Raw genomic sequence first — 19,721 nt, 5'->3', positions numbered from 1 at the left:
ACGAACGTGACAAAGCGGAGCGCAGGTCTTGCCAGCCGCGCAGCCTGCCGTAACCTGTGCGCGGGCGTTATGCCTCGCTTTTAAGCGGGCGGCTAAGAAGGCTATGCGTGGCCTGTGGCAGGGTGATCCGCCCTTCCATAAAGGCGGTAATGCAATCGGTTATGGGGGTTTCCACCCCATGGGTGCGGGCAAGGCTTTGCAGGGCAGCAGCCGTTGTGACCCCTTCGGCTACGCCGGGCAGGCTGTTCAGGGCGGTTTGCGTACTCATGCCCTGACCCAGAGCAAGCCCCATCTGATAATTGCGCGAGGAGGCACCCGTGCAGGTCAGCAGTAGATCCCCCAGTCCTGCAAGGCCCGCCAGTGTTACGGCCTGCCCGCCAAGGGCTGTAGCCAGCCGGGTTATTTCGGCCAGTCCACGGGTAATAAGGGCTGCGCGTGCGTTCTCGCCCAGACCTGCGCCAATGGTCACGCCCGAGGCTACGGCAATCACGTTTTTGGCCGCTGCCCCAAGCTGGACCCCCACGCAGTCCGTGCTGGCGTAAAGGCGGAACAGGGGGGTGGAGAGCAGGGCGCTCAGGGTTTGTGCGCGTGTGGCATCGGGGGCGGCCAGTACGGCCGCAGCAGGCAGGCCTGCTGCAATCTCGCGCGCAAAATTGGGGCCGCACAGCACGGCACCGGGCACATCTGCGCGCTCACGCGCCAGAATATCCAGCGGAAAAGCCAGTGTCTGGCGTTCTATGCCCTTGCAGCACAAAATGGCTGCAACACCAGCGGGTAACAGAGGCAGGGCAGAGGCCAGATACTGTGTGGGCACGGCCACCAGCGTACAGCGTGGCGTAACCTGCGGTAATGTGGAGCAGGGGTGGATGGCAGGGGGGAGCGGGTAGTCCGGCAGGCGTGGCATGGCCCCATTGGGCAGGGTTTGTGCGTTGCGTGCCCATAGGTACACCTGCGCTCCGGTGCGTGCGGCATGCAGGGCCAGTGCAGTGCCCCATGCACCACCGCCAAGTACAAAAACAGGATCGCTCATAGCTGCATCGGTGCCAGAAGCCGGAGGAGTGTGCAAGCACGGCAGAAGAGCAGGGATAAGCCCGGCTGGCGTGTATTCAGGCAGAGGCCACCATGGCCACGCTCTGCTGGCGGGCGGTGTGGGCAGTCAGTTCCGCCTGCTGCATGTGCCTTATCTTGGCTTCGCGAAGCAGGCACACAACGCCTTTAACACAGTTGCCACACTGGGCCTTGCACCCGCGTGCGGCATAAATCTCGCGCGGGTGGTTTGCACCATCGGCCACGGCGGCTTCGACGTCTTTATGAGTCAGCAGGTTGCAGGAGCAGACAACCATTACTTCACACCTCATGGTTACGAGTCTGATCCTACTGAACCATAAATGATAATCAATCGCAATACTTTCCGTGCGCAGGGGAGCATTTGCCCAGAAAAGTGACCGCAGGGTGGGGGGATGCTCCTGCCGTACCGCCACGGAAGAAGGGTTAGTGCGGGAGAGGGAAGACCCGGTCATACGCCATGTTGAAGATAAAGGCGTAAACCAGATAAAACAGGGCAAGCGAAAGCGAGAGCGAGACTGTCTGCATCAGGGGAGCTTGGGTGTACAGCGCAATTCCCGGCACAAGGGCCACCTGCAACCCGGCCTCGAACAGTATGGTATGTACCAGCCGCCCGCGCATGGTTTTGCGCGTGGTGCGGTAAAGATGGGTCATAACCCGGTCAAAAATCAGGTTGTACAGGTAGTTCCACACCATGGCGGTTATGGCGCTGCCAAGGCCAATAACGCCCATGGCAGATTCGTGCAGGCCAAACAGAGTCATGCCAGCCGGAATGGTAAGGGCCAGTGCAATAAGCTCGAACAGCAGAACATGACGCAGCCGGTCCATGCCTGAACGCATGGGAACCATAGGGAGTGCGGGTAGCCCTGCCGTGCTCAGGGCCGGGGGCTGGCTGGGAGAGTGAGTTGACATGGCGGCAGTCTATCGAGCCTGATGGGAAGGGAAAGATGGAACCCATCGGAAAAACAGATGGAGGAACGTTTCTCTCGAACAGTTTGAGGCCTTTGTGTCCGACCATGTTCTGGCGGCGTCTCCTGCCCGCCCGATATTGTTGTGCTGGAGCAGCAGGTTGATGCAGGCAACCGTCTGGCATCTCTTGCCGTGGTCTGGCACGCCAAGGGGGCGCTGCCCGGTGGCTGCTGCAACGATTTTTTTAAAATTGAAGACAGGGTTTAAGCGTCGGATTCTGGATTTGTGGAGCCGGTTTTCAGGTGTGTCGGGTTCTTGATATCAGGCGTGCAATTTTTGTGTTGAAAAGGCAACAGTAACGGCTATGATACGAAAATCCTGAAGGAAAACGAGAGAAAAACAGGTCTGCATGTCCCTTCTTAGCCCCCGCAAATCATGGCTTGGCCTGCTTCTTGGCAGTGCGGCCTTTTTTTCAGCAGCCACCGTTCAGGCCGCCGAACCCGTCCTGCAAACCGAGCAGAGCGATGTGGTCACCCTCAAACCTTACAGCCCCCACACCATTTTGGTGGAAGACGCGGTTTACAGCCATAACAAGGATGGCCGTGTAGATGTGGTGGATGCCGATCGTGGCGTATTGCTGGGCATGGTGCAGGCTGCCTACAACCCGAACATGGTGCTCAGCCCCGATGCCAGCCATTTTTATGTGGGCGAAACCACATGGGAGCGTGGCAACCGTGGGGCACGCAATGACCTTCTGGCCGAATACGATTCCCAGACGCTCAAGCTGACTGCGGATGAAAAACTGCCTTCCCGCGCGCTGGTTACACCCAAGCGTAACGACATGGCTATCAGTGCCGATGGCGCGCGGGTCTATGTTTACCAGATGAGCCCCGCCAACGCGGTGCAGGTGGTGGATACAAAGGAACACAAGGTTACCCATACGGTGGAAATTCCCGGTTGCGCCCTTGCGTATGCATGGGGCAATGCCGGTTTTTCCTCCCTGTGTGGCGATGGTACTCTGAGCAATGTCAGCATCGAGGCAGATGGCAAGGCCAGTGTGACCCATAGCGCCGCGTTCTTTGCACCTGACAAAGACGGGATTTTTGAACAAAGCCCCAGCGTAGCCAAAGACGGTTCTACATATTTCATCAGCTATAGCGGCAAGGTTTACCCAACCACCCTGTCCGCCAGTAGCGTTGTGCAGCCAGCATGGTCCTTGCAGGAAGGGGCCGGTCTCAAACCGGCATCCGATGCTACCGCACCGTTTGAGGTCACCTGGCGTCCTGGCGGGTGGCAGATGTCGGCCCTGCACAAGAACACGCATGAACTGTACGTGCTCATGCACCGTGGTACGTTCTGGACCCACAAGGATGCGGGGACGGAAGTCTGGGTGTACAATACGGATACGCACAAGCGCATCCGTCGTATGCCGCTCAAGGTGGCCAGCACCATGGTCGGTGTCACGCAGGATGCAAGTCCGCTGATGTTTACTACGGATGAAAATGGCGACTTCTTTATTTCCGATGCCCGCACCGGCAAACTGCTGCGGACCATGAAGGGGCTTGGTACGTCTTTGATTTTCACGGTTGCGCCGGGTGAAGGATGAACCTGCAGGCTTCGCCTTTTCCAGCACCCGCATGGTGCGCTGAGTCAGGGCAGCTTGTGGCGGCTTTGTGTGCAGGGGGGATTGGCGCTCTGTTTATGGTAGCCGGTATTGCCAAACTGCGGGCGCATGACACGTTTTTGGGCACACTTGCCGCCTACCGTCTGTTGCCCGCATGGTCGTACGAAAGTGCGGCCCGGGCACTGGCTGTGGCTGAAATCGGAGTGTCTGTCCTGCTGTTTTCCGGTATTGGGGCAGGTGTTGGCAGCATTGCTGCGGCGGCGCTGCTGGTCGTGTTTGCCAGCGCCATGGGTGTGAACGTGCTGCGCGGCCGCACGGACCTGTCGTGCGGGTGCACTCCGGGGGTGGCTGGTCAGAAGCTCTCCCTGGCGGTTGTGCTGCGCACTCTGGCCTGTGCCGCGCTGGCTCTTGTGCCATGCGCGGGTCTTGCCTTCGGGTATGGGGTTGCTCCCGTGCTGTGGGGGCAGGGGGTTGTGGGGGGCGTGTGCCTGTATCTGCTGTGGCAGGCCATGCAGGTCCTGCCTCCGGTGCAGGTGCCCGGTTCGGGCGTGCAGGAGCACGGGGCATGATTGTGCTGTTGTGTATCTGGCAGTCCGTTCTGGTATTGCTTGTGCTTGTACTGGCCATTGTGCTGGTCGCACTGGCCCGCCAGATTGGTGTGCTGCACGAGCGGCTGGCCCCACTGGGTCATCAGGAGGTCAAGCCCGGTCTGGACGTGGGGCAGGTGGTTCCGCGTCTGATCCTGCATACGCTGGACGGCAAGCCCTTTACTGTGGGGGATGTGCTGCCCGCAGGCCGCAGGCAGCTTTTGCTGTTTGTGGCGGCGGAGTGCCCTGTGTGCAAGCGTGTCTCTCCCATTGCGCGCCAGATTGCTGCCGAACGGGGGCTGGACCTTGTGTTTGTAGGGGACGGCCCCGAACCTGAACTTAAAGCCATGCAACTGGCCCGGCCAGAAATGCAGGGTGTTCCACTTATAACCGGGGTTGAACTGGCTCTGGTTCTTCAAATCAACCGTATGCCAGCGGTGGTAATGCTAGATGAACGCGGCACCATACTGGCCAAAGACCTAGTCAATACGCGGCGGCAGATTGAAGGGGTGTTGGATGGCGTGGCCCCCACACACTCCGCAGCGCCAGCCGATACAGGAGCGAATGCGCATGTTGCCTTCTGAACACACTCAAAAAACGGAACAGGATGTCTCCCTGTTCGACCGCATGACCGAATCCATGCTGCGCCGCTTTGCGGGGCGTACGTCCCGCCGTGGTGTGGTGGCCCGTCTGGGCGGGCTTGCGGCTGCTGTGCCACTGTTCCCGCTGCTGCCGGTCAGCCGCGCTTCGGCGGCAACGCCTGTTGCGGGCAAGATTGCCTCCAAGGCTCCGACCCCTTTTGGTTCCAAGGCGCAGGTCAAGGATGCCAATGCGTGCGATTACTGGCGTTATTGCGCCATTGACGGCAATCTGTGCACGTCCTGTGGCGGTGGGGTCCATAGCTGCCCGCCCGGTACGGCTCCGTCCCCCACATCGTGGATCGGGAGCTGCTACAACCCGCAGGATGGCAATTCCTACATGATTGCCTACCGCGACTGCTGTGGTCAGGATTCGTGTAACGAAGTCACCTGCCTTGGCACGGACGGGGACCAGCCCTCCTACCGCCCCATGGCCAATAACGACATCATTTGGTGCTTTGGCACGGGTACATCGGAAATGTACAACTGCTCCACCGCCGCTGTGGTCGGGAAAGCTTCCTGAGCATGCGCATGGCGTTGTTGCGTTGTGTTCTGCCTGCCTGCGTTACGGTGCTGGCCCTTGTGGCCGGTGCCGTGCGCGCCCATGCGGCGCCAGACGCCGTGCCGGGTGCAACGGCCCTGAGCCATACGCAGTCTGTGTATGTTTCGCATTGTGGTGGATGCCATGGGATTGAGGGCATATCTGGCCCGACCTTTGTGCCCATGCTGCGCAATACCGTAGGCAGTTTTGCCTGCACGGAGGAGGGGCGGTCTTATCTGGTGCGTGTGCCAGGTGTGTCCATGTCCCTGATCCGCGATGACCAGACGCTGGCGGATGTGATGAACTTTGTGCTGATTACACTGGGTGGGGCCAGCACACCGCCCAGCTTCAGGCCCTACACGGCGGCGGAAGTGCACACATGGCGTGCGCATCCGCTCTCGGGGCCGGACTTCATGAGCCTGCGGGCGCATGTGCTTGAGCGTTCGCTTGCAGCCTGCGCGCGCGCACCCGCCAAGGGGTAAGAACCGCTAGCTCCCTGTAGCGGTGTGGCGACAGGGAGCAGACCCGGGCGGGTGGCGGCATGGCGGATGACATCAAAACTTAAAGTGACTTATGCTCACTTCTTATTCAGCCTGCATCCGGTGCAAACTGTTACCCCGACCCGCCGGGCCGGGTTTTACTGAATGATTTGGTTCTGATCTGTGGAGCAAAAAAAGTATGTTTCTTCGCCGCCCTTTGCCCGTTGGGATGTGGCTGACCATGCAACTGGCAGCGCTGCCCGCTCTGGCGCAGGAAAAAATAATTCCCGGTGATTCCGCCCGCCCTCTGGTGGTGGAGGAAACCCCTGCGGAAAAAGCACAGGCGGACAAGGAAGAGGTTAATCTTAAAACCTCCAAGAACCATACATGGTTTGATGATCTGGAAGGTCATCTTGTGGTCGAAGCTGGTGTAAACGGCAACCCGTGGACACATACAGGCCGTAACTGGGCACAGTCCTACGTGGACCGCGCCAACACGGCCACACTGAACCAGATTACGGGCACACTCTCCCACCCCACGACCGATATAGGCGGGGGCTATGGCATCGGGTTTGTGTTCGAGGTGCTGTACGGTTCGGACGCCCGTTTTAACCCGACCATTGGCATGGGCGATGGCAATCTGACGGGCATATACCAGTGGGCGCCCACACAGGCCCATATTGATGCGCATCTCCCCTGGCTGAGCAAGGGCGGCATAGACCTGCAGATTGGCCAGCAATACGGCATTCAGGGCTTTGAGGGCACGGATGCGCTGGGCCGCCCTTTTTATTCCTACAACTATTCATCCGATTACATCGTGCCGTTTGAAACCGTGGGCGTGCTGGCCACATGGCATATAACCGACACGGTTGCCTGGGTTATGGGGGTTAATGCGGGGAACTCCACCACATTTGGTGGCGCCAAAAACAACAAGCGGCCCAAGGGGTATTTTGGCGTGCAGCTAACCGGCCTTGCCGGTGGCAATCTTGACGTGGCGGCCATTGCCTACCTTGGTCCGCAGCAGAACGTGCATGCCATTGGCAATCTGGCTAACCAGAAAATGGAATATATCGGCGATTTTCTGGCCACGTACAAACTGAACGACACCACCTCCATCACGCTCAATGGCACCTATTATCACGACGACTATTCGCGGGATGACGTGTATGGTGTGACCACCTATTTTGCGCATGATTTTTTCCCCTCCCTGACCTTTAACGCGCGTGGTGAAATCTTCCGTGACAATAACGGCCAGCTTGTGGGTACGAATACGTCCCCAATGTCCTATGTGAACGAGCTGCGTGGGCGGTCTTACCCCTATGATCAGGCGCCCGGCACCACGTATGGGGAACTGACCGTGGGTGTGACCTACCGGCCGGAGTTCCTCAAACTGCCGCGCGGCAGCTTTTCCCTCCGCCCCGAAGTACGGCTGGACAAGTCGCTCAATGGCACACATCCGTTCAACCGTGTTTCTCCCACAAGTGATCCAAACATCAATTTTGCCAATAACGGCACCAACAACATGTTCTGGTTCAGTTGCGATGCCATCTGGTCTTACTGATACGCCCGTACCGGGCGGGAAGGGGCTGGCATGACACAGGGTGGCCTGCAAACTCTTGTCCTTACAAACGCCCTGCTGAGCCTGCTGCTGTGTGCCGCGTTTTTTGTGGCGTATCGTATGGTGCTCAGGCTGCGCAGGCTTTTTCAGGAAATCGCACCCGTGGGTGCCCTGACAAATGCCCGCGGCCCCCAACCGGGGGATATGGGCCCCGCAGGCCCATTTGCAACGCTGGATGGACAGACCATGGCGCTGGCCGGTGGTTCCATGCCCCGCCTGCTGCTGTTTGTGTCGGCCACCTGCCCGATCTCGCGCAAGGTCATACCGATTGCGCGCAGCTTTTGTGCCAAGGAGCAGTTGGAACTGGTACTGGCGGGGGATGATAACCCGGTCGCACAGGCTCTTTTTGCTCAGCAGACCGCCACACCACCCGCCCTGTTTATAAACGACCCCGCGCTGGGCCGCGCGCTGGAAGTAGATAAACTGCCAGCAGCCTTCCTGCTCGACCAGCAGGGGGTGCTGATCGCACGCGGGCTTGTGAACAACCGTGAACATCTTGAAAGCCTGCTCAATGCGTGGGAGAGCGGGTTTGACACGGTGCAGGCTTATATAGCCCATAACCGCAAGGCTGCCCGCACCAACGCGTAGGAGGGGGCTGGCTCACAGCTGTTTTGTGCGGTGTGTCAGCTTACCATGCGTACCTGGCCTGCCTGCTCCTGACTTGTAGAACCTTCATGCACATGGAAGTGTTAAGGTTAACCCGTGCGGAGGACTGCGCGGGGTCCATCCATACTCAAGGAGAACGCAGGCGTGAGCATTCCTGAACTAACCCTGAACGATGGCCGGAGCTTTCCACTTATAGCTTTTGGTACATACAAACTAAACGGTGCGGCGGGCGTGCAAAGCATGCTCGGTGCGCTGGATGTTGGTTATCGGGCGCTGGACAGCGCGTTTAATTACGAAAACGAAGGGGCCGTGGGCGAGGCCGTGCGCAAAAGCGGACGTGGGCGCGAGACGTTGAGCATTGCTTCCAAACTCCCCGGTCGCCACCAGAAATATGATGAAGCGCTCGCCTGTATTGAGGAATCCCTCTACCGCGCCGGGCTGGATTATTACGATCTGTACTTCATCCACTGGCCCAACCCCAAGCGGGGTCTGTATGTAGAGGCATGGCAGGCGTTGATTGAGGCGCAAAAGCGCGGTTATGTGCGGTCTATTGCCGTGTGTAACTTTCTGGTCGAACATCTGGACAGACTTAAAGCCGATACCGGCGTGCTGCCCACCATCAACCAGATCGAGCTTTCGCCCTACTTCCCGCAGGACGACATGCGGGCCTACCACCAGAAGCATGGTATTGTTACCGAAGGCTGGAGCCCGATTGGCCGGGGCGGTAAAATCCTGTCTGATGAGCTGATAGCAGGCATAGCCAGACGGCTAGGCAGAACACCGGCTCAGGTTGTGCTGCGCTGGCATGTGCAGGTTGGTTCCGTGCCCATTCCCAAGGCGTCACACCGTGAGCGGCAGATCGAGAACATGTCCGTGTTCGACTTTGAACTGACTGATCAGGACATGAAGGACATTGCAACTCTGGCCCGCCCCGATGGGCGCTCCTTCGGGCAGGACCCTGCGACATACGAGGAATTTTAAGGGCTACCGGGGCGGCAATGGCCTCATTGCCGCCCTTTCCGGGCAGATTACAAAGTATGTCGCATACGATCAGAACTGGAAGCGGATATGGGCTTTGGCGCCGCTATCCACGGAGTGGTTGCCATACTGGCCGATATAGGAAAGACCCACATCGATCCGGTCTGTCAGGCGTGCGGTCAGCCCCGTATCCAGTACGGCGGCATTGGTGGACAGGCCAACCCCGGCAATGTCCATTCCAGCGCCGCCCATGCTGGCGAAGTTCTGGTGCTGGGTTGGTACCGTCAGCCCGAAGGCGTGGCGGTAGGCCAGCATTCCGTGGGGAACCAGCAACAGCTTTCCAGCCCGCACGGCTGAAGAAACACGCAGCCCGAACGTGGAGAACGTCACCCCGGTATCCGTGGTTTTTCCGTTCACTGCCCCGGCACTGCCATGTTCATGATAGTTGTTGGTATGGAGATTTACATAGGCGACATTGCCAAAAGGCTCGACAATGCTTTTGCCAGCATGCAGCCTGTAGCTGAGTTCGCCAAAACCCTGCGCCGTGCCGCCCAGATAGTTGCTGCTCAGACGCTGGCCCAGCCCCGGAACTGCCGTTGTCCGGCTTGCGCTGAGCATGTCCCACGTATAGGTCGCCCCCAGCCGCAGGTTGAGATGCCCCCAGTGCGTACCCGCATAGCCACCCACCGAGACATTGTTACTATGCCCCGATGAGGCACGCCCGCCCCCGATATCAAACATGGAGCGGCCATAGCTGACCAGACCACCCACGCGCCATGTTTGCATAACCGGCGCATCCGCCCCCATGACAAAACCCGCAGTCGAATGCTGCATGGTCGCGGCATTGCCATCGCCTGTATTGTGGCCAAGGCTGCCATAGGCTTCGCCCCACAGCATGGCCCTGTCCGTATGGCACCCGTCATCACGCTGGGTGCGCAGGTCTGCCGTACGGATTGTGCCGTCGGCCGAAGCCTTGTCGCACCCGGCATTATCAAGCCGGTCCAGCGCGGCCTGCCTGACAAAAAAACTGTCCTGAATCAGCGCCGTGCGGGCTGAAGCATGAACCTCGCCCGACAGGGCGTTGAACGCCGCGCGCGCACCCCGCAGGCCCAACTGCGAAACAGCACCCACCACGGGGGTATCCGCTGGCAGGCTGTCCAGCGCCCAGCCTATAGCCTTTTCATTGCGGCTATTCCCGACAGAGGCGAAGGTGACAGTGTTACGGGTCTGCATGATATCCACACTCTCTGTTCCATAAACCAGGGAGGGTGTCAGGAATGTGTACGTATTGCCCAGATTGGTGGTCAATCCGTCATAGCGACCGGATACGCCCTTCGCTGACGAAACAATCTGGTAGGCCTGATCATATTGCAGTGTCGGCGCGCCAGCCACATTCAGGCGCACTGTTCCCCCAGAAAGAGTGACCGCTCCCATGACCTTCACCAGATCACTACCCATCTGCTGGTACGACTGGCCATTCATGGACAGGCTTGCACCTGTGGGTGTTCCGGTGGTGTCAATGGCAAGGGTCGATCCGGCGGTCATGACCAGATTGCCATTGACAGTCATGCTTCCGGTCTGACCACTACCCGCCGGTGCAAGAATACCTCCTGCGGCAATCTGCGTGTTTCCGACCGTACCCGTACCGGCAAGTGTGCTGCCGTTACTGACGTTAACAGCTGAACTGGCCAGGGAACCACCGACATCCAGTGTGCCCCCCCTAATATCGGTCGTTCCGGTAAAGGCGCTGTCATCCCCCTCTATTCCGACCACACCCGTTCCAGATTTTGTAAAAGAACCATTCCCTGAAAGGGGGTTTTCCAGAACGCCAGATGTATCCTGTGCGACCTCCAGTGCGGCTCCATCCACGATCCTGCCCGAACCAAAGCTGGAAGTCGTTCCAACCAGACTGCCCCCCGTAATGACCGTGCCCCCGGTATAGGTGTTCACACCCGCCAGTGTTGTCTGCCCGGCACCCGCCTGCGTCACCCGACCAGTGCCATCAATAACCTGACCGAGCGTGACCATATCGCTCCGGTTGACTGCCAGATTGCCGTTGTCATGAATCGCCGCCGATGCCTGGGCACCACCTGCCGTACCGCCATTGCCCAATTGCAGCGTGCCGCCCTCGATAACGGTCGCCCCCCGGTAGGTCTGGTCTTTTGTCACAACAAGCGTGCCAGCATTGGTCTTTACCAAAGACGTGCCACCCTGCACATTCTGGTCATTGATAACCGTATCCAGACGCGCCGTAATGGCAGCACCCGCAGAGGTTCCATCTCCCACATTGACTGTTGTCCGTGCGGTGGTCGCATACAGGTCATCTCCCGTTATGACATAGGTTCGGCCATCATTATTGATAAACTGCATGCTGTTGATCATGACAGGCGCCGCACTGCCGCCCGCATTTCTGTCCAGAACCGTTACCGTTCCGGCGGAGCCTTCAAAAATGGCATAGCCACCTGTATACCATGGCGCATTATGGTTGCCGCTCGCATTGGTCCAGTTATTGTCACCCATGCCGTTCATGGCAGTCCAGACGCCATTGCCACCATCGACCACATTGTTATCCGGTGATCCGCCAGAACTTACGCCAGCGCCGTTAGCGCTACCGTCCCAGAAGGTCAGGCTGCCATCATTGACCACCAGATTGACCTGATGGGCGATGGAGGTCTGCACACCAAGTGTCATACCCTGTGTGGCCTCGATCGTGCCGAGTGTTTCATTCATGGCCCCAGACAGAGAGCCATCATATGTATAGAGACGGTAAACACCCGCCGCCAGATTGCCGCTCTGCGCGTCTGGCCCGGCTGAATCGGCAGCGACATTCAGCAGGCCTCCCAGTGTCAGGTTCCCGCCAACATGAACAAGGTCGTTATAATGACCTCCAGACGTGCTGGCTGCGCCAATCTGGAAGTTCTGGATCGACCCGTTTTCGAGTGTCAGGTCTCTGGCGATTGTGAGGGTGCCAATACCGGTCACGCCATCACCAGCGGAGAGGGTCGCGCCAGAAGCAATCGTTGCGCTACCGCCTATTGTTCCTGTTCCGCTGAGTGTGGCACCGGATGCAACAGTCGTATCACCTGTTCCAGTGGAACCATCGACCTGCAAGGTACCGGCATTAACATCCGTCGTACCCGTATAGGTGTTCTGACCGGACAGAAGCAGTGTGCCAGAACCTGCCTTTGTCAGACTGGCGCTCTCACCTGAAAGAACGCCGGACAGGGTCGTGTTCAGGCCGTTCGTATCAACTGTTGAGTTCGAGCCATTCAGTAATGTGATATTGACCGCACTCGTCAGGTCGGATCCTGTATTCTTCAGTGTGCCGCCTTGTAAAACGAATTCGTAATTGCCAGCGCTTCCCTCATTATCAACAATACCATTTGTGCCACCTACAGCCAGCGTGCCCCCCTGAGCAATGCTCAGGGTACCAGTGCTGCCAGAGGCAACTGTGCTGCCATCTCCGAAAGAGACAGGACCAACGGAACTGATCGTGCCGCCATCTTGGATAGACACAGTCCCGGACCCATCTGCGTTTACGTACAGGCCATAAGAGCCAATGTTTAATTGTGAGCCAGCGCCCGTTACATCAAGGTGGCCACTTCCTGTGGCCTGATTGCCCAGAGCAACAAGGTTCGCAGTCACTGAACTTCCGTTCCGGACCGAGATGACACCAGTGCCATGCTCCCCGGCGACAACAACACTTTCTGTGATACTGGAGTTGTCGACCGTCACGGTGCCGGAACTTCCGGGACCAAAACCTGCCGTTAAAGTCCCTCCTGCCGAATGAATGGTGCTTCCATTCCGCAAGGTCATGTTTGCGGTGGAACCACTGTCAAAGCCAGTCGCAATAACACCTGTCCAGTTTGCTCCCGTGTTGTCTGGAACGGTGATGTCAGCATGATCAAGAACGACTGTTCCGTCATTTTTGATGTTGTTTGTGTTATCCAGGGAACCGCCACCGGAAACAGTCAACATGGCTCCTGAGGAAACACCCGTTGATCCGGTGTAGGTATTACCCCCGCTGAGTGTTTCCGAACCACCTGAAACCAGCAGACCACCACTGCCAGAAATTGTGCCAGAAAATGTATTGCCGAATGTGCTGTTTCCATCTGTAATGGTAACATCTGGACTATAAATATTTGGAGTGCTGCCAGTTACAATATTCCCGGTTCCATCCAGAGACTGAATGGATACAGAACTCTGTGTGCTCCCAGAAATATCCAGTGTCGCGTTGTCATGCACCCCGGCGGAGGAGGCAATGGAACCACTGCCAATCAGGGCAAGGGTGCCGTTACTGATGGTCGTGGCGCCTGTGTAGGTATTGACGCCCGACACGCTCTGCATGACTGCGCCATTCATGAGAATGGACACAGGCCCGGAGGCATTATCTGCGATAATAGCTGAGGAACTGGCCGTGCCGGAAGGCGAAAACGTAACAGTGTTCGGGTCTGCGCTCTGTGCATAGGCGGGAGAGAAAGCCTGAGCCGCTGCTCCGCATAAAAGAGTTGCCAGAAACCCAATCTTTGCCACACCACAATAGGATGCAACCGGGTGTTTCCGGTTCCGCAAAACATCAACCATTTCCGTTTTTCCCTGCATTCGCGCGCTTGCATGAAAAATTGGTTCCGCTCGGGAATGACCTGTTTTTCTACAAGGCTTTGGAAATCAATAAATTATGAAAGGAAGTATTTTCTTCCATCCCATGCGGGATCTACCGCGTGCACCGCGTGAGAGCGGTTAGCCATCATCAGCCCGACCAACATCGAACCCGCCACATAGTGCCCCCGTTTCCGGCTGTATCCGCTTTGAGGTGGTCCGGTTCTTTGCCGGTGGAAGGTAAGAGACTCCAGAACAATTTGGCTTCCCGCCAGAAGCCCGAAGTCAAATGACCCATTATTCTCCCACTCCTTCATCCTGATGAAGTTCCGTGGAGTGCTGCATTACATGGACGACCGTCAGACCTAAGCCCCCATATGGGAGGGGATTAATAAAAATTTATAATGACAAGCTATTCGATATTGACAGCAATTTTATGAGATGGCCCCTCCCATATGGGAGGCTGTCCGCCGCATGGCTTCATGCTAGTGAACTGTCTGTAATAATAAATCGTCCGTATTGGTGAGGTGAGTCTGCCATCAACTACCACAAGGACCTGTCGCTTTATATTTGGCAGGGAAAGTAATTAAATCATGTTATACAAGATAAATGCTCTCATAGAAGGAATTTATTACTGCGCCACAGACGAACATATGTGGCCGGAGGTTTTAAAGGAATTCGCCAGGATCATGGATGTTGCGTCAACCGCTATTGTTCCCCTTGATCCTGAAGCAGAGGAATTATCATTCAGTTCACTTAAAAAATCTGAGCATGATGAAGTATTCAATGACTATTTTCATATAGAATCACCTTATTTCAAGTTAAGCCCATATAATAAATTCTATGAAGGTCAGATGAAACTGATTGGTGATTTTTCCGATATAGATTTTCTGAGCGATAACGAAATCGCGCATGACGCCTATTATCAGGAGTTCTTGAAAAAATACGATTGGGGGCGCACCAGCGCATTTATTCATAAAGACCCTGTTCTGGTTAATGTCAAAATAACCACACAACGATATTATGGAAGTCGGAACGAAACGCCACAGGAACGCGAAATTCGTACGATTATTTCCAGACATATCTGCCGATCACTGGCATTTTCTGTTGGAAATAGAAAATGCCATCTTATGCAGGACGGTTTTTCAGGGTTATGCCATAATATGACCTGCGCTGCGGCGTTACTTGGCAGCGATGCTACTGTTCTCATGATGAATGACAAGTGCAAAGTCCTGATTGGTGAGGCATTTGCATATAAAGACGGAAAGCTTTCTTTGACAAATCGTGAAAACAAACAGCAGATGACTTCACTTATCGATTATGTTCTGTCTGGAGACAGCAATATGCAGATAGACAGAACTGTTTCTGTCAACTGCATAACAAATAAAAAAATTATTGTAAAAATAATAAAGCTTCCAAAAGTGGATACAAAATCTTCCGCACTGAACCGGAAGTCTGCCGTTCTCCTTCTGGCGTGCAGGCCGGGAGAGGCGGGATTCGATGTCTATCAGGCACTGCTTCATTGTAATCTTACAAGGTCGGAGGCACGCTTTGCCGGATATGTCGGCACGGGAACCCCGCCCAAGGCGGCGGCGGAATTAACCGGAATATCGGAGCAATATGCAAGAACCAAGCTCAAGGAGATATTCCGTAAACTTAATGTCAACAGTCAGAGCCAGCTTGCAACTTATGTCGGGACGCTCTCCGCTATCGGATCAACCCAGAAAACACAGGCCCCGCCGATGTGCGATGGCTAGGTTCTGTACAAAACAGCCATTGCATCCTTGGTGGATGTAACCTGGCCAAAGGGTTTTTAAAATTCTGCGGGGCAGGTCCGGGCTTTAATGTCTGAACGCTCCGCAGAATTGTTTGTGTCTTTTTTGTATAATCCTTATTTTTCAGGATATTTTTGCAAGGAACGGGTTATTCGGCCTGTCTGGCATCATGCACTGCCTGTTCCATGTCATGGGGTGTGGCCGTGGTAAAATGGGTCATGACAAAACTGGCAATGTCGGCCAGGTCCCGCTCGCTCAGGCCGCCACCGGCAAAATGCGGCATGATCTGCACGCCCGTTGTTGTTTGCATGCCGCTGCCCTGTACCAGCAGTTGCACAAGGTTACGCCCGTTATCCGCCCCAAGTGAGCGCGCTCCTGCAATGGTGCCAAAGCTGGACTGGCGGCCTGTGCCATCGGGCATGTGGCACCCTGCGCAGGCAGACGCATACAGGCGCGCACCGCGTGTGGTCTGGGGCAATGTGGCGTCACCTGCTGCGGGTGTTCGGGGGACCACCGTATCTTCTGCCGTGCGCAGGGGGGCGATGCTGCGCAGATACACGACCATGGCACGGATGTCGGGTGTGCTCAGGTAGCGCAGGCTGTGGCCAATAACATCGGCCATATCTCCCGCCGCTGTACCATGGCCATCGGCATGGCCGGTGGAAAGATACTGGGCAAGGGCTTCATCACTCCATGCGCCAAGCCCGCTCTGTTTGTCCGATGTCAGGTTATACGCACGCCAGCCATTGACCACATTGCCGCCCAGTGCGCGGCGCTTATCAAGCCCAAAGGTTATTGTGCGCGGGGAGTGGCAGTCCGCACAATGGCCCGGCCCTTCCACAAGGTAGCGGCCACGGTTCCACTCTGCTGGTTTGTCCGGGTCATCGGCATAGCTGGTGGCAGGGCCGTTGAGCATGTTCCAGAAGACCATGAAGCTACGGATCGAGAACGGAAATTTAATAGAATTTTCAGGTGTTTTCTGGGAAGATGGCGGCAGGGTCGCCAGATAGGCGCGTATGTCCCTGACCTGTGCTTCGCTCATGCGGGCATAGGCGGGGTAGGGCATGGCAGGGTAGAGATGCTTCCAGTGGGGGGATAGGCCTTTGCGCACGGCATCCACAAACTGCTGGTCGGTCCATGTGCCAATACCTGCGGTGTTGTCCGGCGTAATGTTGGGAGCGTACATAACCCCCACCCCCGGCAGGTTAAAGGCCCGCCCGCCCGCATAGGGCGTGCCGCCTTCGGCGGTGTGGCATACTTCGCAGTCCGCAGCACGGGCCAGGTAGCGGCCGTTTTCCACACTGGCGGAGGTGGTTGCTGCATGGGCATAGGCTGTGGCGGCCTGCAAGGCTACCCCGCCAAGGACTGCGCCAGACAGGACGTTGCCGAGCACCAGGCGCCCCAGCCCGGCGCCCTGCAAACGGATAAGGAGTAAGGAGATGGGGTTACGCATTAGCCCTGCTCCTTGTGGTCTGCCCCATTGCGGGGGGAAAGGAGGGGCAGCGTGCGGTAGCGCCGCCCCTGTGCCGCTGCCATGGCGTTGGCCAGTACGGGGGCGGCTGCTGCGGTGCCAACTTCGCCAATGCCGCCGGGGTCTTCCGTACTGGGCATGAGCAGGACATCAATTTTGCATGGCGCTTCGTTCATGCGCATGACGCGCCATGTGTTGAAGTTGCTCTGCTGCACACGGCCCCCTTCGAGCGTGATTTCGTTATAAAGGGCTGCGCTAAAGCCAAAGATCAGCCCTCCTTCGATCTGGGAGATCACCTGATCGGGGTTAAGCACTCGCCCGCAATCCACCACGGCGGTTACGCGGTGGATGATCACATTATCGGGTTCGGGCATTTCCACTTCTGCAATGCTGGCCATGTAGGAGCCAAAAGCAAACTGTACAGCCACACCGCGTGCCCGGCCGGGCGGCAGCGGGGTGTTCCAGCCTGCCGCCTGTGCGGCCTTGTCCAGCACGGCCAGGGCGCGGGGGTTCCGGGCCAGCATGGCGCGCCGGTAGGCAACGGGATCAGCCCCTGCGCGGTGGGCCAGTTCGTCAATAAAACCTTCCACCACAAACAGGCCGCGTGTGCCGCCCACACCGCGCCACCATGCAGTCACAATGCCGGGGGCTTCACGCCGGGCAAATTCCAGCCGGTAGGCGGGGTAGGTGTAGGGCGTAATAACGGTGGCGACGGAAAGATCTTCGTCATACCCGTCCTTGGTCAGTTCCGGCGGGTCCCAGCGGGCAACCACGGCGGGGCCGACAATGCGGTGGGTCAGCGCGGTGATAAAACCCCTGCTGTCCAGTGCTGCGGTCATCTGGTCTACATAGGCGGGGCGGTAGCGGTCATGTGTCAGGTCTTCTTCGCGGCTCCAGATGATCTTGAGCGGGTAGGGTACCTGCCGTGCGAACTCCACGCACTGGGTGACGTATTCGTGCTCCAGCCTGCGGCCAAAGCCTCCACCAATATACTGGCAGTGCACACGGACCTTGTCTTTGGGCAGGCCGGTCAGTTCTACCGCCGTGTCACACGCACGGTCGGCAATTTGCGTGCCGGTCCATATGTCACACCCATCGGGGCGCACATGGGCGGTGCAGTTTATGGGCTCCATGGTGGCATGGGCCAGCAGGGGCTGCTGGTAGGTGGCAGTATGTGTGGTCGCTGCGTGGGCAATAATGGCCGGGGCATCGCCCTTTGTGTTGGCCACAATGGCGGGGCCATTCAACCCATCGTGCAACTGGTCGTAGATGGTCTGGGTGGTAACATGGGCATTAAGGCCATCATGCCATTGGAGCCTGAGCGCGCGCAGACCCTTGCGGGCCGCCCAGTAATGGTCGGCCACAACGCACACGGTGTTGTTGGCCGTGTTGACCAGCACGGCCTGCACCCCACGTATGGCAAGGGCTGCGGTCTTGTTCATGCCTGCCAGCGTGCCACCTCCCACCGGGCAGGCGGCCACGGTACCGATTTTTTGCCCCGGCACCTGTACGTCCATGCCAAAAATGGCGCGGCCTTCCACCTTGATCGCGCTATCTATGCGGTGCTGGGGCCTGCCCAGCAGGGTATAGGTGGCAGGGTCCTTGAGTGTGGGCTTTTGCGGCACGAGCAGGGTGGCTGCCTGTGCCGCGACTGTGCCAAAGGGGAGTGTGCGCCCTGTAGGGATATGGACAATTGTGCCCGAGCGGGTGGTGCACTCCGCAACCGCTACCTGCCAGCGGGTGGCCGCGGCCTGTACCAGCATGCTGCGCGCCGCGGCCCCGGCCTGCCGGAGCGGGAGCCACTCGGTCATGACCGAGGTGGAGCCGCCCGTAATTTCGGCTCCGCCCCCGGGGGGGGCGGCCTCAATGTCTACCTGCGCCATGTCTATGCCCAGTTCTTCAGCAATCAGCATGACGGAGGATGTATAAATGCCCTGTCCCATTTCCACATTGGGTAGAATAAGGGTTATGCGGTTGTCTGTTGCAATGCGGATATAGGCGTTGGGGGCAAAGGCTGCCTGCGCGTTGTCCACCAGCATCCCCTGTTCGGGAGCAGCACCTGCGGGCGGAGGAGTTCCCTGTGCCCGGCCCTGACGTGGCGCGGGCCAGAATGTGGCCAGCAGAAGGGCGCTTCCGCCCCCCAGAATCTGCCTGCGGCTGGCAAGGGTGGAGCGGGGTGCCGGAGTAGTCATGCCAGAGCTCCCGCCGCGTGGTGAATGGCTGCGCGAATACGCACATACGTGCCGCAGCGGCACAGATTGGCCGACATGGCGCTATCTATCTGTTCATCCGTGGGGTGAGGGACTGCGCGCAGGAGGGCAATGGCAGCCATGATCTGCCCCGGCTGGCAGTAACCACATTGTACCACGTCCAGCGCCACCCATGCATCCTGCACGGCTTTGGTTACGGGGTCGGCCGGGTTCAGCCCTTCCAGCGTGCTGATACGCCGCTCCCCGATCAGCCCCACCGGCAGGTTGCATGCCCTTACGGCCCGGCCATCCATATGCACGGTGCAGGCACCACACTGGGCTATGCCGCAGCCGAACTTGGTGGCGTTCATGCCCAGAACATCGCGCAGAACCCACAGAAGGGGGGTGTCTGGATCGACATCCACCTGGTGGGATTGTCCGTTTATGTTCAGGCTCAGCATGATGGCTCCTTGGGGTGGGTCTGTGCCTTGCAATGTAATGGAATTGATTTGTTTCCGAAATGGGAAGGATAAAGAATGTGTTCGGTTTTTTTGAAAAAGCATCTGTATATCAATAAATATATCCGCATTTTCGCGCGGGTTTGACGCAGGTCTGGGCGCGTCTTGCAGTGTAAGGAAAAGG

At 57.7% G+C, this 19,721-nt stretch carries 17 protein-coding genes; 10 read left to right on the top strand and 7 right to left on the bottom strand.

The window, feature by feature from the left end; all coding sequences use genetic code 11:
- Positions 1-67: 67 nt before the first annotated feature.
- From PY793_RS11855 to PY793_RS11845, 3 genes are all read right to left on the bottom strand, one after another.
- Positions 68-1,030 carry an NAD(P)H-dependent glycerol-3-phosphate dehydrogenase gene (locus tag PY793_RS11855; protein ID WP_275178222.1) on the bottom strand — a complete coding sequence of 321 codons (963 nt, stop codon included), beginning with the start codon at positions 1,028-1,030 and terminating at the stop codon, positions 68-70.
- A 76-nt stretch (positions 1,031-1,106) separates the two neighbouring features.
- Positions 1,107-1,343 carry a (2Fe-2S)-binding protein gene (locus tag PY793_RS11850; protein ID WP_275178254.1) on the bottom strand — a complete coding sequence of 79 codons (237 nt, stop codon included), beginning with the start codon at positions 1,341-1,343 and terminating at the stop codon, positions 1,107-1,109.
- 148 nt (positions 1,344-1,491) lie between these two features.
- Positions 1,492-1,977, bottom strand: a complete 486-nt coding sequence (locus PY793_RS11845; RefSeq protein ID WP_275178221.1) for a PACE efflux transporter — start codon at positions 1,975-1,977, stop codon at positions 1,492-1,494.
- A gap of 141 nt (positions 1,978-2,118) precedes the next feature.
- Between PY793_RS11845 and PY793_RS11840 the strand changes: the two genes are divergently transcribed.
- From PY793_RS11840 to PY793_RS11800, 9 genes are all read left to right on the top strand, one after another.
- A complete protein-coding gene (locus PY793_RS11840; protein ID WP_275178220.1) occupies positions 2,119-2,241 on the top strand; it encodes a hypothetical protein in 123 nt (40 codons plus the stop codon).
- A gap of 142 nt (positions 2,242-2,383) precedes the next feature.
- Entirely contained in the window at positions 2,384-3,580 is a 1,197-nt protein-coding gene (locus PY793_RS11835; protein ID WP_275178219.1) for an amine dehydrogenase large subunit, read from the top strand.
- Positions 3,577-4,167: a MauE/DoxX family redox-associated membrane protein gene (locus PY793_RS11830; protein WP_275178218.1), complete on the top strand. Its 591-nt coding sequence runs from the start codon at positions 3,577-3,579 to the stop codon at positions 4,165-4,167. The genes PY793_RS11835 and PY793_RS11830 overlap by 4 nt, the downstream gene beginning before the upstream one ends.
- The gene (locus tag PY793_RS11825) at positions 4,164-4,769 is read left to right on the top strand and encodes a redoxin family protein (RefSeq protein ID WP_275178217.1); all 606 of its coding nucleotides are present in this window, start codon (positions 4,164-4,166) and stop codon (positions 4,767-4,769) included. Before PY793_RS11830 ends, PY793_RS11825 begins: the two co-directional genes overlap by 4 nt.
- Complete coding sequence (gene mauA, locus PY793_RS11820; RefSeq protein WP_275178216.1) at positions 4,756-5,346, top strand: methylamine dehydrogenase (amicyanin) small subunit; 591 nt, start codon at positions 4,756-4,758, stop codon at positions 5,344-5,346. Before PY793_RS11825 ends, mauA begins: the two co-directional genes overlap by 14 nt.
- Before the next feature lie 8 nt (positions 5,347-5,354).
- Positions 5,355-5,846, top strand: coding sequence for a c-type cytochrome (locus PY793_RS11815; RefSeq protein ID WP_275178215.1), 492 nt, complete (start codon positions 5,355-5,357; stop codon positions 5,844-5,846).
- A 196-nt stretch (positions 5,847-6,042) separates the two neighbouring features.
- Positions 6,043-7,404: an outer membrane beta-barrel protein gene (locus PY793_RS11810; protein ID WP_275178214.1), complete on the top strand. Its 1,362-nt coding sequence runs from the start codon at positions 6,043-6,045 to the stop codon at positions 7,402-7,404.
- Positions 7,405-7,434: 30 nt separating this feature from the next.
- The gene (locus PY793_RS11805; RefSeq protein ID WP_275178213.1) at positions 7,435-8,049 is read left to right on the top strand and encodes a thioredoxin domain-containing protein; all 615 of its coding nucleotides are present in this window, start codon (positions 7,435-7,437) and stop codon (positions 8,047-8,049) included.
- A gap of 162 nt (positions 8,050-8,211) precedes the next feature.
- Positions 8,212-9,048 (top strand): aldo/keto reductase, encoded by an 837-nt coding sequence (locus PY793_RS11800; protein WP_275178212.1) that lies wholly within the window; start codon positions 8,212-8,214, stop codon positions 9,046-9,048.
- Positions 9,049-9,117: 69 nt separating this feature from the next.
- On the opposite strand, the gene PY793_RS11795 is transcribed toward PY793_RS11800, so the two are convergent.
- Positions 9,118-13,629, bottom strand: a complete 4,512-nt coding sequence (locus tag PY793_RS11795) for an autotransporter domain-containing protein (protein ID WP_275178211.1) — start codon at positions 13,627-13,629, stop codon at positions 9,118-9,120.
- Between the two features lie 704 nt (positions 13,630-14,333).
- Between PY793_RS11795 and PY793_RS11790 the strand changes: the two genes are divergently transcribed.
- Positions 14,334-15,401 (top strand): helix-turn-helix transcriptional regulator, encoded by a 1,068-nt coding sequence (locus PY793_RS11790; protein ID WP_275178210.1) that lies wholly within the window; start codon positions 14,334-14,336, stop codon positions 15,399-15,401.
- 166 nt (positions 15,402-15,567) lie between these two features.
- On the opposite strand, the gene PY793_RS11785 is transcribed toward PY793_RS11790, so the two are convergent.
- From PY793_RS11785 to PY793_RS11775, 3 genes are read right to left on the bottom strand one after another with little or no spacing between them, the layout of a single operon-like run.
- The gene (locus PY793_RS11785; protein WP_275178209.1) at positions 15,568-16,872 is read right to left on the bottom strand and encodes a cytochrome c; all 1,305 of its coding nucleotides are present in this window, start codon (positions 16,870-16,872) and stop codon (positions 15,568-15,570) included.
- Positions 16,872-19,082: a xanthine dehydrogenase family protein molybdopterin-binding subunit gene (locus PY793_RS11780; protein WP_275178208.1), complete on the bottom strand. Its 2,211-nt coding sequence runs from the start codon at positions 19,080-19,082 to the stop codon at positions 16,872-16,874. The genes PY793_RS11785 and PY793_RS11780 overlap by 1 nt, the downstream gene beginning before the upstream one ends.
- Positions 19,079-19,540, bottom strand: coding sequence for a (2Fe-2S)-binding protein (locus PY793_RS11775; RefSeq protein ID WP_275178207.1), 462 nt, complete (start codon positions 19,538-19,540; stop codon positions 19,079-19,081). The genes PY793_RS11780 and PY793_RS11775 overlap by 4 nt, the downstream gene beginning before the upstream one ends.
- Between the last annotated feature and the right edge of the window lie 181 nt (positions 19,541-19,721).

This window comes from Acetobacter fabarum, assembly GCF_029069195.1.
Taxonomy (GTDB): Bacteria; Pseudomonadota; Alphaproteobacteria; order Acetobacterales; family Acetobacteraceae; genus Acetobacter; species Acetobacter fabarum_A.
The sequence above is the reverse complement of the archived record's forward strand: the minus strand, read 5'-3'. Positions and strand labels throughout refer to the sequence as shown.

Bases quoted from the DNA above. Each gene is read 5' to 3' on its own strand.
- PY793_RS11850 (WP_275178254.1), bottom strand. From the start codon at position 1,343: ATGGTTGTCTGCTCCTGCAACCTGCTGACTCATAAAGACGTCGAAGCC.
- PY793_RS11855 (WP_275178222.1), bottom strand. From the start codon at position 1,030: ATGAGCGATCCTGTTTTTGTACTTGGCGGTGGTGCATGGGGCACTGCA.
- PY793_RS11785 (WP_275178209.1), bottom strand. From the start codon at position 16,872: ATGCGTAACCCCATCTCCTTACTCCTTATCCGTTTGCAGGGCGCCGGG.
- mauA (WP_275178216.1), top strand. From the start codon at position 4,756: ATGTTGCCTTCTGAACACACTCAAAAAACGGAACAGGATGTCTCCCTG.
- PY793_RS11795 (WP_275178211.1), bottom strand. From the start codon at position 13,629: ATGGTTGATGTTTTGCGGAACCGGAAACACCCGGTTGCATCCTATTGT.
- PY793_RS11845 (WP_275178221.1), bottom strand. From the start codon at position 1,977: ATGTCAACTCACTCTCCCAGCCAGCCCCCGGCCCTGAGCACGGCAGGG.
- PY793_RS11790 (WP_275178210.1), top strand. From the start codon at position 14,334: ATGGATGTTGCGTCAACCGCTATTGTTCCCCTTGATCCTGAAGCAGAG.
- PY793_RS11810 (WP_275178214.1), top strand. From the start codon at position 6,043: ATGTTTCTTCGCCGCCCTTTGCCCGTTGGGATGTGGCTGACCATGCAA.
- PY793_RS11835 (WP_275178219.1), top strand. From the start codon at position 2,384: ATGTCCCTTCTTAGCCCCCGCAAATCATGGCTTGGCCTGCTTCTTGGC.
- PY793_RS11780 (WP_275178208.1), bottom strand. From the start codon at position 19,082: ATGACTACTCCGGCACCCCGCTCCACCCTTGCCAGCCGCAGGCAGATT.
- PY793_RS11815 (WP_275178215.1), top strand. From the start codon at position 5,355: ATGGCGTTGTTGCGTTGTGTTCTGCCTGCCTGCGTTACGGTGCTGGCC.
- PY793_RS11805 (WP_275178213.1), top strand. From the start codon at position 7,435: ATGACACAGGGTGGCCTGCAAACTCTTGTCCTTACAAACGCCCTGCTG.
- PY793_RS11825 (WP_275178217.1), top strand. From the start codon at position 4,164: ATGATTGTGCTGTTGTGTATCTGGCAGTCCGTTCTGGTATTGCTTGTG.
- PY793_RS11830 (WP_275178218.1), top strand. From the start codon at position 3,577: ATGAACCTGCAGGCTTCGCCTTTTCCAGCACCCGCATGGTGCGCTGAG.
- PY793_RS11775 (WP_275178207.1), bottom strand. From the start codon at position 19,540: ATGCTGAGCCTGAACATAAACGGACAATCCCACCAGGTGGATGTCGAT.